Raw genomic sequence first — 15274 nt, 5'->3', positions numbered from 1 at the left:
TTCACCCTGCGATCTTGTGTGTTCTTCTGTTTTCATAGCTCGCCACATAAAGCACCCCCGACAGCACGAAGTGGGAGCAGTTTTTCGCCGCGATCTTTATGCTTTTTCGAGTTACTTGTCGAGTTTACTCAATAAATGCTGCTTAACGGTGGGCCATTCTGAGGCGATAATCGAATACACTACGGTGTCTCTTAACTCACCATTTCTACCAATTTGGTGGCTGCGTAAGATACCATCTAGCTTAGCACCAAGGCGCTCAATAGCACTTCGAGAAGCGTGATTAAAAAAGTGGGTTCTAAACTCGACTGCAATGGCATCAAAATCTTCAAAAAGCTGCTGTAACAGCAAAAGTTTACACTCCGTATTTACCGCCGTTCGACGCACTTTATCGCTGTACCAAGTATAGCCCAGCATGGCGCGGCGATTAGCGATATCTGCATTGTAATAGCGGGTGGTTCCTACGATTTCGTTGCTGCTATTTAGCTTCACCGCGTAGGCAAGATTGCCTTCAGGTGCTTGACTTATTGCTGTATTAACATAGCGTTCCATATCTTGTGGCGTGGGGACATTAGCATACCAAAGCTTCCACGCTTCACCGTCTTGTACAGCTCGTTCCAGCGCATCAATATGTGTTGTTGATAATGGTTCAAGGGTGACATGGTGTCCTATCAGGGGTTTATTAGTTGGCCACATGCGTTACTACTTCCTTATTTTGAGTATTTTGATGGTATCTTGTTTTGCAAGAGGTACAGCTAAGAGATTTGTTTTAGCCATAAAAGCCAAGGCTGATATATTGGCTAAGGGATTGGTCAAATCATCAAAATTTTCGATATGTGTGAGCTTGCCCGTCGCGCTAACGCTAAACACAGCAATACCAGAGCTACTTTCAGAGGCTGCGTACAATCTTTTGCCATCAGCATCAAGTAACATGCTAGATACGCCATTTAGAGGCTTGCCTACTTGGCTTGCATCAATGGTTTGGAGCAAATGGTATTGACCGTTTTGTTGACGCTCAAACACTAAAATGCTGCTACTGCCTGCTGCTGCAACATAAAAAATAGTAAAGTTTGGGCTTGATGCCAAGGCTTGTGGTTTACTGAGGGCGCGCAGGTTACTGTCGTTTTTAACGATGCGCTGTTTCATCGCATAAGTGCCGTTGGTTTGATGCCACAGCGTAATGACATCACCTTCGTACCCTGCAACGATAAGCTCATCAACCTTTTTATTTACTAACACATCTACAGGCCCACCCATATCAGTCTGCTCAATGCCATCGATAGGGCCGAGCCACGTCACTCTGTTTGCTGAGGTTATCTTAAAAGCAGTGACTGTATTACTTTTATAACTTGGGATAAAGGCGTCGTTTTTGTCATCACTTAAGCTAATTTTCCAAGGTGCAAATAAGCCCAGGGTGTCTTGGACAGAGGTGTTCTTTGTCGGATCAAACACCACTTTGTAAGGCACTTCATCAGAAAAGCTTTGCACAAGGTTAAACTTACCCGCGTTATCTTTTGCAAACACATTCAATGCGCCATCGTAAAAGCTAGTGTTAAGAATGAGATTGCTATTTACAAATACCGCATCAGATGCGCCAGTAAGTAATAGTGGCTGAGTATCGCTCGATTGAAAGTGTTGATCTTGGAACAAGAGCCCATTTTCGTTGAGTGCAAATGTAACCAATGCGTTGTCATCGCCACTGACTGCAACAGCCTGCGTACCTTGAAGGTTAAAACGCAGCGTTCTAGGGTTATCTAAGCCACTAAACCCTGCCGTGTTATTTTGGATGGTCTGAACAACATCGAATGTATTGCTAATCGCGCTAAATGGCATGGCTCCGAGTGCGATAAATGCAAATGCGCTTATTGCAAATTTATACATTTTACTACCTGTTTTTATTATTTTAAATCTTACTGGAGTTCCAAAAATGTTCTGATTTCATCCAAACGATTCATGCCGTCTTCAAACCCAAGCTCAATAAGTTTTTGGGTGTATGTTCTCTCAAAAAGCAAGTAACTGGTTAAACTCGACGGTGAGTGTTTTTTAACCCCCATAGTCCTGAGCAATAGCTTTATGGCCAATGGCATATCATCATAATAATGATCAGCGACTTCGCTAAAGTTGAGCTTAGGGTTGATTATCATGTGATCGATCCGTTTGAGCTCTTTATGCTTTTCTCGGGCTGGTAACAGGCTCACAGTTCGGTTGACTCGTTCTAGCCGCTCAATATCTGAGTTTAAGGTATCGCTAAATACGCTATCGAGGAGATGACCCGCAACCACAGACATTCCAGGGAAATGCGGCTCGTACCCAAGCGGCTGAGGCAGTTTAGGCTGTTCTACGCCAATCACAAAGATTTTATCTGCCCCCAAGTGAATTGCGGGACTTAATGGAGAAAGTTGGTGAATAGAACCATCGCCATAATAATGGTGTTTAACCCTAACACTTGGGAATACCATAGGTATGGCTGAGCTTGCCATGAGCAGATCTAGAGATATATTGCCAGGCACACCAACTCGTTTTGAGCGTTGCCAAGGAGTGGCATTGTTTGCCTGATAAAACGCTACGGACTTACCAGTTGAATAGCTTGAAACTGTAATTGCGACGGCGTCAAGAAAACGGCGATGTAAATTATGGTCAATGCGATTTAAATCAAGTACATTAGCCAGCAGTTTTCGAAGCGGTGAATTGTTTAGTAAGCTTGCTGGTGGCTGATTAAGATATTGCGCTTGAAAGCTTCGCAACATGTTTACTAATAAGTGACCATACGCACCTGAAAATGAACTTTTATAGACCATATCTGTGCTGAAGTTTTTCCAGATATATTCTACTTTCTTTACGGCTAAATGAAAGCAAGAGGCATAGCATGCAATACCTGCCGAGTTTATCGCACCTGCTGAGGTGCCCGTAATGATGTCAAATGGCAAAGGGGAGGTGCGAGGCATACTTTGTGCTAATGCTTTGAGTACGCCCACTTGATACGCGGCTCTTGCACCACCTCCGGTCAGAAGTAATGCAATTTTTTTATCACTCGTTCTGTGCTTTCTCAAAAGAGGCTATCCTGCTGTTCAAATTGGTCTTTTTATGCGTTATTTATCTTTGTTGATGTTGTAATGCGATAGATACAAAGAGTTGATAACTCCAGTAAATACGTTATTTTTAGTAGTAAACTGCCACTGTGTCCTTAAGTCGCCTGTAGATTGTATTATTTATTCTAGTTGAACCAAGCTAAAACCCAAGTTGTCTGAAACACTCGCTCCTAGATTATTATTTTGAAGGTAAAGCACTAAAACGCTAAGGTGGCACAAACAAATTTTAACAAACTAGCGCGTTAATTTGGTCGCTAATTGGCGCGATTTTGTATTTAATGAAGTGGCGATTTAGTTTAACTTCAATGTACTGAACTTAAGTTCGGTGCTCAAGTATTTTTATTAAGATCAAATGTTTGAACAAGGTGTAGTCAGAGTTTGCACCACAACGCATTTTTTTAGGGTTTCAGCGCGCATTAAGTTATTAGTCAAGTATTTGGTGATAGTTTTACATTAACGCGTATCAACAATGACGAAGAGGGAGTCCCCATGTCAGAGAATCATCGAGAAGGCAACAAAAAACCTTCTAACAGCCAATTACTGTTTGCCGCAGTAGTTGTACTAGCATTAATTATTGTGGCTGTTTTTGTGCTCGCACAAAAAGATACTCCGCCATCGGAAAATCAAAAGGTTAAACAGGATATTGTGGTACCAGAACCAGCACAAACGTCAGTTGTGAATACTGCAACAGAAGTCGAACCAGAAGTGCTGGTAGAGCCCGAGGCTGAGCGCGAAATACCAGACACTCGTGAGCCAGAAACACCTGCACCCACCGCAATCGCAGAGCCTGAAGCACTAGTTTTACCGCCGTTATCACAAAGCGATACAGAAATAAAAGCAGCCGTTGCTAATTTTATGTCAAATCAAGCGGTCAAGTTATTAGCTGATGATGATGTAATTCGTCGCACTGTGGTGTATGTGGATAATTTAGCTAACGGAAAAATTGCAGAAAAACACTCACCAGTAGTAAAACCACAAGATAACTTTAGTGTGATAGATGACGATATAATTATCACAGATCCAAATAGTTATGAGCGTTACACCCCTTACGTTGCAATGTTTGACACGATGAGCACAGCACAGGTTGTAAGATTATATGACCAATACAAACCATTGTTTGAAGAAGCATACGAAGAAATTGGCTATGAAGGGAATGAGTTTAATGGCACCTTAGCGGATGCCATCGACGAGCTACTTGCAACACCTATTCCGGATACTGCCTTACCGCTCATTAAAGAGTCGGTGACCTATAAATATGCCTACGCAGAATGGGAGCAGCTGTCGGCTGCGCAAAAGCAGTTTTTACGAATGGGTCCAGAAAATATGAAAAAAGTGAAAAAGCGCTTGAAAGAAATCAAAAGCGCGTTGAACAAATAATCAAATATCCTCTTAACAGACATAAAAGCGTGGCTAACTGTTTAAACATTACTCAGTTAACCACGCTTTTTGACTTTTCCCTTGCATCCTTTTGTAATCTTCGAGATAATTCAAACCGCGCCAAACAAGGCCCTCAATGGTAGTCTTATTGGTCCTCTCGCAACAATAGTTCGTGAACCTGGTCAGGTCCGGAAGGAAGCAGCCACAGCGGATGACTTGTGTGCCGGGATGTGGCTGGTAAGACTGCCACCCAAATTTCCTCATTTGTTGTTTGAAGTGTAAGTCTTATTAATAGTATTCAAAACTATACTAAAACATACTAATTCCTATCTTTTTAAATTTAAAAACTAAATCAAATAAAACACTCATTCTGTGCTCGTTAGATCAATAACACTTTATTAGCGTGTTCCCGTAGATTGGAAAAGTCGTGGGCGCTTTCCAACAGAGTTACGAAAACGCGCTGCGAATGCAACAGTAAGAAATTTCTAGAATGGAGGATGTGAGTTTTGCTAAGCCAGCAGGCGCTCGCAGTTTGTTAGATTCGTCCGCCGCCGCTTTTGAAGTGTTTCGCAGTAAGCGGTTGTTGTTCGCTATCGGCCAACTGCACCGTGAAAATTGCGTAGTAAGTTTTATCCAGTTTCTGGCTCTATATTTAATCGAGAGTGTATGGGTTGTGCTTCGTTGATATAGCCATATTTATCGGCCCGAATACATTGGCCTGTGAGTCCAACCAATTCAATATAGGATTTGAGCTCAAATAGCAGACCCTTATGCAAAAGGCATGACGAACTAGGTTATCTTAGAAACCTTTAAAGAGATATACTCAAGTTTTATGATGTGCAGACTTGGATCAATTCATTAACTGCTCCCCAATGATTTCAGTTATTCAGCTTAGGTAATATGAGTAGTACATTTAGCATATTTTTGTCTAGTCATGGGGGCTTGGAACATGGCTAAAGAAGAGCGCCCATAATAAGTCCCACTTTGATCAATTTGCTTGTGCATATTTATATTTCTGGGTGTTTTTCATGTATCATGGTTGTGCGATAGTCGACACACTTTTACTATTTCTGATTTGGTAACACCTGATTAAGTTATTGTTATGGTTGACAGTAATAGAGAGGGTGTATGAGTAGCCGTTGTTATGCGGCGGGGAATACGCTATTGTTATGCGACATTTTTCGTCGATAAAAATGTCAGCCATTGAGGGAGTCAAATGAAGTATAAAATAGTACCTGTAAGATCGGATTTCTTAGATAAAGTTAGAAATGTAGGTATAGACGATCAAAACCAGCCTGTAGAAGTATTGGAAGCTAAAGGTGGTGAACCATGTCGAGATGTGCTTCGTGGTGCAAAGGCTGGTGAGAAACTAATATTGGCCAGTTATTGTCCTTTCACTAAAACAGGCCCGTATAAAGAGTATGGGCCCATTTTTGTGTTGGCTAACTCAAATAGTCAGGAATTTGATGTTAATAAACTGCCATTGCCAAATGGGTCAGCAACCGATTATTTAGGTCACACATTTGTATTAAAAGCATACTGTGAAAACGAGCGTATATTAGACGCAAAATTGACATCACCAGAACATGCAGAAACAGATCTTGAGGGATTTTTAACCAATAAAAAGGTCAGCTTTGTAATTGCAAGATATGCAGCCTATGGTTGTTACAGTTTTAGAGTTGAACGTGTTTAATAGATATTAAAGTGTTAGCTGCCTTTCCATGATGCTGTTGGTCGAGAGCGAGTACTCACCGCTTATTGTGAAACCCTTAAAAGACGAAGGCGCACAAATCTAGCAAATTGTGAACATTTGCTGGCTTAACCAAATAGATTCTTTAGCGATAACCCTCAAGCTGCGTTAACCACAGTACCTTTATGGTGTGCGACACACTGGCTTTAGTGTCAGGAGGTACTTAAATGCCAGCAAGAACCTTATTTTCTTAAGCACTTTTGATACGAGTAATGAATAATTCTTTGTAATTCTAACGAGAAACTACCATAACTTGGTGAGTAGGTAACAGTGGGTGTCATCGTTGTTCCCTGTGTTATAGGTAAGATTTTCTCGCCTCAAAATTGACCACTTTATTAAGGTATATGATATGACACGCGCGTCGAGGACAGTGAAGGCTGCCTCACAAAAAAGGTACGGCTGATGCCGTACCTAAGGTCGTCAGGAAATAATACTTAACTTGCTTAATCTACGGTGGTTATAACCGTATCGATTAAATGCACCACGCCATTGGCGGTGTAAATGTCTTTTTGGATAACGTTGCTACCTTCTATCTGCAAACCAGACGTAGGAAGTGTGACTTGCCACCAAATATTGTTCACTCCATTACCATTGTTTTGGCCTTGCTCGGTGTCACCACTAAAAAAGTAAAGCGGACGGCCTAAATACGCTGCTTGCATAGTGCCGTCTTGCCTAGGTATCAAAGATAACCCTGGGATGTTGCTTATTTGTGCCTCGTTGGCGATGACCGGTGGCCAAGACGTGGCACAGCTGTCGTTACACTGACTTTGATCTGCGGTTAGGTCATTGTCGAAAACATACAAAGTGAAGCCTGCTTTGTTTAGTGCTTTACCCGCAACTAGTCTTTGCCCGCTGATGTCGTAGGCAACTGCATCTGATGCTGTGTTTGCTGAACCTGCAAAGTCGACCACATTAATATCGAGCATGTTACCTGCTAGCGTTTCCACTTGTTTACCATTTAGTTTTAACGCCGTGGTTGCCGACGCTTCAATCCCTAGAACGTGCTGTGTAAGTACGTTCGTAAGTGCTGGCACATCTGCAAGCAGTGCGTTTAAAGTGGTTGCTGGGATCTTCTCAAAGGCACGGTTGGTTGGTGCAAATACCGTGAATGTTTTGCTGGTGTCAGATAGCGTATCGACGAGATCGGCAGCCGTTAGCGCAGTCACAAGCGTAGATAAAGTGTCAGTTTCCACTGCAACATCTACTATCGTTTTGGTGGTTTGTGTTTTATCAGCAGGTGGCATGATGACTTTATCTAATACGTGTATAACACCATTATCAGCACTGACATTGGCCGTTCTTATAACAGCGTCATCAATGAATAGCTTGCTGTTTACGGTGCTCAACGCCGCGTTATCTGAATTAGCCATGGTTACCATATTAGTGTCCGAGGAGGCTACGGCAGCCGCTGCATCAGACATAATACTTTGTCCAGTTACGACGTGATATAACAAGATATCAGAAAGCTTTTGTGGATCTGCGGCGAGCGCATCCAGAGTTTCCTGCCCAAGTGCCGCAAACGCTGCGTCTGTTGGTGCGAATACAGTAAACTTAGTGGTGGGATCCGCAAGCGTCTGATCCAGTCCTGTAGTGCCAAGTAAGCTTACAAGTGTGTTGAACGACCCTGCGTTTTGTGCAACTGCGGGGATCAATCCAAGAGACTCTGGAACCGCAATATCTGCGACCACAACGGCGTCCAATACATGGATCACACCGTTTGACGCATTGATGTCTGTTTGCGTAACGGTTACACCTGCATATTTGAGCGTATCACTCGCAGCGTCTATGGTTACAAGTAGCTGGTTGTTTAACAGTGTTGTTGCACGCTCGCCGTTAAGTGACATTGCCGTGACTGAATCAACACTGCCAGGGAGGATATGCTGCTTTAAAATGTCACCAAGCACCTCTGGATTTGCCAACAGCGTGTTTATCGTATCTGTGCCAAGGGCTGCAAATGCTGCGTCTGTTGGTGCAAAAACAGTAAGCGGGTCAGAGCCGGTGAGTGCACTGGTCAGCCCTGCGGTTTCAACTGCTTTGAGTAACGTTGTGAAAGTTCCCGCATTGGTAGCAATCTCAGCAATATTTTGAGTTGATGCCATGTCAGCTGGTGGCATTAGTACGGCATCAATCACGTGAATAATCCCGTTATCGGTTATTATGTCTGTTTGCGTAACCGTAGCTGTATTCACTAATAAAGTATCCCCGCTGAGCGAGAGCGCTATTTTGGCACCATTTACAGTTTCAGCTGTTTGGCCGGCCAGCGACAGTGCAGCTTCAGCATTCACCTCTGCGCCTATCACATGATACGTCAAAATGCCGCTTAGCGTGTCAGTATCTGCCAGTAAACCGTTGATGGTTTCCGCTCCGAGCACGTCAAAAGCGGCGTCGGTTGGTGCAAACACCGTGTATTTATTATCAGTATTGTCTAGTGTCGCATCAAGGCCTGTTGCTTCTAATGCTGCTACTAATGTAGTAAATGAGCCTGCTGCTTTTGCAGCGTCATAGATTGAAGTTTCGGTAGGTTCTGGTGCGGGGGTTATAACAGGGTCATCGTCACTAGAACATGCCACGAGTGTGCTAAACGAAGCCACAAGAGCGAGCTTTACAATGATATTCACGGTCATCTCCGTTGGGTGGTTAGTTTTTCGGCAATACGCTGAGGGGGAAAGTTAAGATCAAAGATTTTTTAATAGCACGTTTATGAACTGTTACGGTAATAACGCTGAAGCAACCTCAACTTGTTCATGCTAAGGTTGTCTGAGTAAGCTTGGTACTAACTGCGATAGTCGCTTTTTGTGTGTCTGAAAATCATGCAATAAAACGCTAAAAGTTATTGCAATAAAGTCGCCAATAGGACGGTATATTATCATTGATTAATATATACTTTGGTCGGCTAATGGGGTGAGTAAAAGAGATGATCAGCTGCGACAAACATGATTATATAGAAATGGTTTGTGTATTTAATTACATGGTAAAACTGACGTTGAAGACGGGAGAAGTGATAGAAGGTCAAGCCATTGATACTGCGAGAAACACAGCTGGTGAAGAGTGTATAAAACTACATGTAGGAAATGAGCCGCTATTGGTATGTTTAGAGCTAGTAAACAGATTAGAGGCTATAACTAAAAACCCTCATTTTAATGAAGTGTATTTAAGCGAATGACCCTGCAATTTTGATTCAGTAATCACTCAACCGCAATAGTACTTTTTCAACAATCGAGCGAACAAGCAAAAAAACGAGGATGTGATGACACTATCATTTCAAACTATGCGGCTAGAAGTTAATGAGATTGACAATTCGGCTTCAACAGCGCAAATACAACAGCTGATAGCAAAGATACCCTATATTTTGACCGCTGATGTAGTAACACACCTGCCTGCTTATTTTCATCATATTGACTCGGCAAGTAAGGCTGAACAATGGTTAACTAGGATGTGTTCTGAAAGTCGTTTGTTGCAAATTACGTTAAAAGATAAAGAAACCATTGGATTTTTGTTCGCTAATACTGAAAATGAAATTAACACGCATATTGGTTATGTGATAGCACAGCAGCATTGGGGTAAAGGTTATGCCAGTGAATTACTTCAAGGCTTTATTCATACCGCAAATACAATAGGCTCTTGGCACAAGCTCATTGCGGGTGTAGACAAATCAAACTTTGTTTCTGTTCATTTATTAAAAAAGCAAGGGTTTTCAGAGCAAGGCTGTGCAAACGGCAATATGTACTTTTTTGAATATGCACTGTCCAAAGCCGATTAGCCTTAATACTTGCTCAATTTGAAGGAGCAAATCTGACGCTAACTGCGTTAAAAGTTTCTTATTTAGAGCAACTCAACTAAATAGCAAAATTTTTGCCTTGCCTACATGTCGACTCAAAATCACAAGCGTGACGACAAGGTATTATCACAAATAGTCTTACTGGAAGCTTTATAGCAGTAGGTGTAGGGAAGTGCTCAAAGCGTATGACTCCAAACACTGTTCTTAGCAAATAGGGGGGAGCTTGGCTGCGGGTTCTCTTTTCATATGTAAAATTGGGAATGGTTTGCCCATATCATCGGTTGGTGAGCGCGATATAATGTTAAAACCTAAATGCTGATAAAAGCCAACAGCCAACGGGTTTTGTTCATTAACATCCACTTGAGTCGCCCCCAGCTGTTCAATGGCATACATGAGCAAAGCTGTGCCGATACCTTGCCCTCTCGCTTTGTCCAAAACAAATAGCATTTCAACTTTACCTTCATGGACACCAATAAACCCCTGAATAGCACCACGTCTGTCTTTCACACAGTGTAATGTCACGTTTGGAAAAGCTTGCACTAGTATGATGGGCTTAAAAAATGCGATGTCGTCTTCTGTGATGAAGTCATGTGTCGCGCGAACTGAGTTTTCCCAAACCTCCAATAGTGCTTGGTGCTCCTCTGGAATTACATGTTCAACATTCATTTTATTTCCTTATATTTATGAGTCGCGACTTGGAGTCCGTCGCTCGATTACAGCTAAAAAATTTAACAGCTTGAGTTTACCACATACGGCTACAAATGGTCAGGGTGCACGGCGCTATATGCTACCGAAAGCTGAGTTTAATAAAGGGTCACGATGCAACTGAATAACTGTAATGAGTTGTAATTCTTTTATCTAGGTTGCTTTGCTATCTTTTGTAACTAAAGGTTTGTTTAATGTGAATTTATTGGTTTTGAGACTGCTCCTAATTTCAGCGCTAGCTTGCATTAATTACATTATGGAGGCTGTAAGCAATTTTGAACCCTTGCCACTAAATAAATCTAGAACTCGCTTATAGCTAGGGAAATGACAAATATTTTCACGACTTTATAACCATCTTAAATGGTGAATAGAGCGCAATACAATCCTAAATTAGGGCGCTAGGCGATCAACCCAAAGCCGTAAACTGAATCTAAATGAGAGCTACTTAAATGAAAGTGATGATTATATCCACCGCATTGGCCTTAGGGCTAACCTCACATTATGCCGCTGCTACTCCTGCCAAAGGGAGTTTTATCGCAAGCCAGTCATGTGATATGTACCAGTCTAAGCGTAAAGGAACCAACCCCGGTTCACTGGAATCAAGTCCAGGAGAAACGTACCCTATTATTGAAGTCGATGCCCAAGAGGCGCATCAAGTAAATTGGGTAAGAGTGAAGACAACATATAACCCTTCACCTGATCGCTGGGTGTCGGCCAGTTGTGGAGATTTAAGTAATTTAGTTGTAGATAGCCGAGGAGGGGGGCGTCAAGGTGGCGATCCACAGTGTCATTACCCGGGTATTTTTGACTCCCATGTATTGGCCATTAGTTGGCAACCAGCATTTTGTGAGTTTACCGGTCGTAATAAACCTGAGTGTAAGTCATTGACACCAAATCGATGGGATGCGTCTCATTTTACTTTGCACGGTTATTGGCCTAACAAAAAGTCATGTGGCAGAAACTACGGTAGCTGTGGCCGAGTGAAAACCAAGCCCGCTACATTCTGTGATTATCCAGCGCTGGATTTGGCAGCCGATGTTAGAGCGAGATTAGGCAAGGTGATGCCCAGTGAAGCCAGCGGTACTTGTTTGCAACGACACGAGTGGTGGAAACATGGTACTTGCTCTGGATTAAGTGAGGATAATTACTTTACGTTGGCGATGAATTTATTGCAGCAGGTGAATGAGTCGGGCTTTGTGAGTGACTATATTGATCAAAACATTGGCAAGCAAACTGACCGTAGTGCCTTTCAAGCCGCGTTCGATAAAGAATTTGGTGAAGGTAGTTATCACCGCGTAGCACTACAATGTAAACAAGGTATTTTAACTGAACTACAAATTGCATTACCCAAAGACGTTACTGACACAGATAAAATGAAAGATCTACTGTCTGCGCCAGGCGTAGTTGGTAACGGTCAAGGGAATTGTCCTGATACTTTTGGTATTGACGCTGTAAACTAAGTGGCCATTTCACGTGTAACCTTGCACAACAAGGTTACATGTTTGCTCCTTTCTTAACTGAGCAAGCGAGCTATTTTGGCAAGTTGCTAAATCGAGTAGACACACGTTTTCTTATAAAAATTTATATTTCAAGATCTTATAATCTTCCCTTGGTTTTTACTTTTAGCACTCGTGTGTTTCGGATTATGACAATTTCTTCAGCTTTCTAGGTCTAAACACTGTTAATTCAGGCTAATTAGCAACGAGCCGCAAGAGCGGAGTTTGGCATGAGGCATGACCCTTACAGTCCTATTTCCTCTATTAAAATTTAGATAAATACGTAAATTTCAGCTTATCGTAGGTCACACAATGACAGTAAAATTTAAACGCTATATACATACAAGGTTTCGCCTATATAAAAGTAAACTCAGCAATAAAGCAGTAATAAAGAAGAAAAGAGAAGTATGTAAAACAGTACTTTATTACGATCAAGATCCGGTAGCTCGGCGTGCGTTTTTGAAACGGCATAGAAACAACCCGAGAATTAGAGTTATTGGCGCTAAAAGTATCTCTGAGACATTAAGCTATATTGATCTTCATATTTTAGGAAAAATAAAAATTGATCTGATTAACAACGATTTTTATGGAGAGAAACGAGTCCTCAACGAACATATTAGAGAATATCAGAGATTTAAAGCGCCAGGTGATGGAGATAAAGTTGAGTATAGCCAGCTAATCGCTGACTTTTTATCCCATAAAGATCACATCAACCTTGAGTTATCAAAGCGATATACTTCCGAAGGATTAAATGCAGTCTACACGCTTTTAGACTATCTTGACTTTTATGAGGTGTCGGATATTCAAGTGGGTATATATAGTATGCTTGGGCGACGCTTGATCTCCTCGAAAGATGCGTCACGTTTACAATCAAAAGGAGTGTTATGGATATGGAAATCTAAGGAAGTGTTGTTACAAGAGGAAGGTGATTATGCAGACGATGTATTGTCAGATGCTGATAAAAATGCAGAGTTTGACTCCATACATACGGCAATTATGACAGGCGTCGTCCGTGATAAAAAACTAGCCCCTATTTTTTCTTGTATAAATCGCACAATCCTAATTTCTTGCGTTCAGGCGATCACACTTTGTTTAGTATTGGGGCTCGTCGGTTTTCAGTGGTGGAGCGATAATATAGTAGGTAAGCCATGGGATGTAGGCTTGCTGAAGAGTGCTTTTAACAAAGACAATATATTAAACTCTACTGCTTATTTGTTATCTATATTTATCATTTTCTGCGCTCTATTTGATGCCAGATTTATGAGGAAAAAGATGAAGAAGTTAATGAAATAGAATTATAATAGGTCGAGTAGCCAAGCTTTCTTACGCTTTCAGCCACACAGTGTAGATTGAAATAATTTGAGAAAACTATCCTGTGATCGAATTTAAATTTAAACCAGTTATTAAGATAGTATGAAAAGTGTTGCAATAAAAAGCTGTGACTTGCGCTGGTTTTATTTTCTGTTTTTAATGTGGGGTGTTGGCGTAGTGTTGAGTTTTAATCTATTTTAACTTGGTTGAATAAGGTGATTTTAAAAGCAGGGGTGTTATACCGTTAGCCCTGCTTTTAATAGAAATACACTAATCGTTCGTTAGTACACCGTTGTGTAGCTTACCAATACATCTGCTTCTTTATACACAATGATCTCTTGATTGTAGTTTATATCTATTTTAACTGTCGCATAATCAGTCTGAAGTGAAAAGTCACCACCTGAGCGCATTGAATACAAGCACTCAGCTTGCGCATATCTATATTCTGCTTGTGTTGGCGGTGCAAAATAGTTAATAACTTGTGTATGGCACTCGTGGAAGCGATAACCAGCATCTAACAGCTGGGTATCGACTGCTTGATACTTTCGACCATATTCCAACACTTCTTGTACACTTGCATAGCCCGGCTCTGAAGGGAGTGGTTCAGCTGAGACATTTGCAATTGTAGCAGTAGCAATAAGTGTGAATAATACGCCAATTTTCATGATTATTTTCCTTTTCTATAGAATAAATAGCCCTTTAGGCTGTTGATGAAATATTTATCTTTTACCGTGCAAATACCAACTTTACCAATCATTTAACTAATTAACAGATTGCTTTTACTTTTCTACCAGTTTTACCTAGTTAATTTGGTTTTATAATTGATGCTGTTGATATGGTTCCTTCACAGCGCTGAGAGCGATAATCTATCTACTCTCTGCTTGACTATTATTTAACGACTTTATTAAAGGAAAATTTATGATTTAGGTCAAAAATATTAAAGTTTTATTTTTAATTATGGTTGTGTTGTTTTGGATATAAAAATTTTCTGTTTAAAATTTACTCTAATATGTTTTTTAATAATTTCATTTACTAGCAAGGTGTGTAAGGAAAAGAACAGTAACAAGAAGTGGGTAATGTAGCATTTGCGCCTGAAGTACTCTGAAATAATATATTTGGAGCTTTGCTCTGCATTGTGCTGAAGATTGCTCTGAGCAGATATGAGTAAATTAGATGATAATACACGTACCGAAGCTAAGTTATTAAACGTTCAGTCTCATTTAGTCGGGCTTTTTGATGAAGCCCAGCCAACACAAAGCGCTTGATGTGTATAAATTCAAGTTTAGATGTAGCATATTGAGCCGAAAGGTGTTGATTTCACTGTTGTTATTTTTGGTACTGAAAAGCTACAACGCTCTTGTTTTTTGATATAAATTTCTTTTTTTCACTGCGTTTTTGTATATAATCAGCGAAAATTGTGTTGTTTTTTTAAACGTCTGAGTGGTGTATAGACAGATAAAGAATTTGCAAATATCGAGAATGACAGAGGAGGGCCCCAGTAGAGGGTAATTTAGTGTGTTTCCTTTTCAAAGACTTCAAGGTTTGTCCACGCTTGTTGCATAAACAGTACTCACACTGAGATAAGTACCAATCTTACGTTAGGTTTAGCTTTCTACAGCTATTAGCCAGGCTGCTTGCCGTCCGCGCACTGAGATAGTGGGGCGAACTTGATGGGCAATACCAAAAAAGCTTGGTTTTGTTACAGCGCTAGTAGGTAATTAGATTGTTTAGATAGCTAAAACTCATCAACTTATTTTATCTCATGTTTACA

Annotated in this window: 12 protein-coding genes, 1 other RNA gene and 1 pseudogene; 7 read left to right on the top strand and 7 right to left on the bottom strand. The window is 41.1% G+C overall.

Going from position 1 to position 15274, the window contains the following annotated elements:
* Window positions 1–111: 111 nt before the first annotated feature.
* From HUZ36_RS09565 to HUZ36_RS09555, 3 genes are read right to left on the bottom strand one after another with little or no spacing between them, the layout of a single operon-like run.
* Window positions 112–693, bottom strand: coding sequence for a GNAT family N-acetyltransferase (locus HUZ36_RS09565; RefSeq protein WP_128732251.1), 582 nt, complete (start codon window positions 691–693; stop codon window positions 112–114).
* Window positions 694–699: 6 nt separating this feature from the next.
* Window positions 700–1878 (bottom strand): beta-propeller fold lactonase family protein, encoded by a 1179-nt coding sequence (locus tag HUZ36_RS09560; RefSeq protein WP_176032699.1) that lies wholly within the window; start codon window positions 1876–1878, stop codon window positions 700–702.
* 29 nt (window positions 1879–1907) lie between these two features.
* On the bottom strand, window positions 1908–3047 hold the full coding sequence (locus HUZ36_RS09555) for a patatin-like phospholipase family protein (RefSeq protein WP_128732249.1): 1140 nt from the start codon (window positions 3045–3047) through the stop codon (window positions 1908–1910).
* A gap of 528 nt (window positions 3048–3575) precedes the next feature.
* Here HUZ36_RS09555 and HUZ36_RS09550 point away from each other — a divergent pair.
* Both HUZ36_RS09550 and ffs read left to right on the top strand, forming a co-directional pair.
* On the top strand, window positions 3576–4463 hold the full coding sequence (locus HUZ36_RS09550; protein WP_176032698.1) for a DUF3014 domain-containing protein: 888 nt from the start codon (window positions 3576–3578) through the stop codon (window positions 4461–4463).
* A gap of 146 nt (window positions 4464–4609) precedes the next feature.
* Window positions 4610–4706, top strand: an RNA gene (gene ffs / locus HUZ36_RS09545) — signal recognition particle sRNA small type.
* A gap of 266 nt (window positions 4707–4972) precedes the next feature.
* Here ffs and HUZ36_RS21960 read toward each other — a convergent pair.
* Window positions 4973–5233, bottom strand: a pseudogene (locus HUZ36_RS21960) (transposase); the annotation flags it as partial.
* 446 nt (window positions 5234–5679) lie between these two features.
* Here HUZ36_RS21960 and HUZ36_RS09540 point away from each other — a divergent pair.
* Window positions 5680–6156, top strand: a complete 477-nt coding sequence (locus HUZ36_RS09540) for a DUF1203 domain-containing protein (protein WP_176032697.1) — start codon at window positions 5680–5682, stop codon at window positions 6154–6156.
* A gap of 500 nt (window positions 6157–6656) precedes the next feature.
* On the opposite strand, the gene HUZ36_RS09535 is transcribed toward HUZ36_RS09540, so the two are convergent.
* Window positions 6657–8831, bottom strand: coding sequence for a fasciclin domain-containing protein (locus HUZ36_RS09535; RefSeq protein WP_444428308.1), 2175 nt, complete (start codon window positions 8829–8831; stop codon window positions 6657–6659).
* A gap of 296 nt (window positions 8832–9127) precedes the next feature.
* Here HUZ36_RS09535 and HUZ36_RS09530 point away from each other — a divergent pair, with 296 nt between their 5' ends.
* On the top strand, window positions 9128–9376 hold the full coding sequence (locus HUZ36_RS09530) for a Rho-binding antiterminator (RefSeq protein ID WP_125253083.1): 249 nt from the start codon (window positions 9128–9130) through the stop codon (window positions 9374–9376).
* An 84-nt stretch (window positions 9377–9460) separates the two neighbouring features.
* Window positions 9461–9973, top strand: a complete 513-nt coding sequence (locus HUZ36_RS09525) for a GNAT family N-acetyltransferase (protein WP_176032695.1) — start codon at window positions 9461–9463, stop codon at window positions 9971–9973.
* A gap of 222 nt (window positions 9974–10195) precedes the next feature.
* On the opposite strand, the gene HUZ36_RS09520 is transcribed toward HUZ36_RS09525, so the two are convergent.
* Window positions 10196–10657 (bottom strand): GNAT family N-acetyltransferase, encoded by a 462-nt coding sequence (locus tag HUZ36_RS09520; protein ID WP_176032694.1) that lies wholly within the window; start codon window positions 10655–10657, stop codon window positions 10196–10198.
* A 488-nt stretch (window positions 10658–11145) separates the two neighbouring features.
* On the opposite strand from HUZ36_RS09520, the gene HUZ36_RS09515 reads away from it, so the two are divergent.
* Window positions 11146–12156 carry a ribonuclease T2 family protein gene (locus tag HUZ36_RS09515; RefSeq protein WP_176032693.1) on the top strand — a complete coding sequence of 337 codons (1011 nt, stop codon included), beginning with the start codon at window positions 11146–11148 and terminating at the stop codon, window positions 12154–12156.
* A 348-nt stretch (window positions 12157–12504) separates the two neighbouring features.
* Complete coding sequence (locus HUZ36_RS09510; RefSeq protein WP_176032692.1) at window positions 12505–13485, top strand: hypothetical protein; 981 nt, start codon at window positions 12505–12507, stop codon at window positions 13483–13485.
* Between the two features lie 299 nt (window positions 13486–13784).
* Here the strand turns inward: HUZ36_RS09510 and HUZ36_RS09505 are convergent, their stop codons facing one another.
* Window positions 13785–14168: a hypothetical protein gene (locus HUZ36_RS09505; RefSeq protein ID WP_128731254.1), complete on the bottom strand. Its 384-nt coding sequence runs from the start codon at window positions 14166–14168 to the stop codon at window positions 13785–13787.
* Between the last annotated feature and the right edge of the window lie 1106 nt (window positions 14169–15274).

The organism is Pseudoalteromonas sp. McH1-7 (assembly GCF_013366255.1).
Taxonomy (GTDB): Bacteria; Pseudomonadota; Gammaproteobacteria; order Enterobacterales; family Alteromonadaceae; genus Pseudoalteromonas; species Pseudoalteromonas peptidolytica.
Note: the sequence above shows the minus strand (reverse complement) of the source record. Positions and strands in the feature narration are given on the sequence as shown.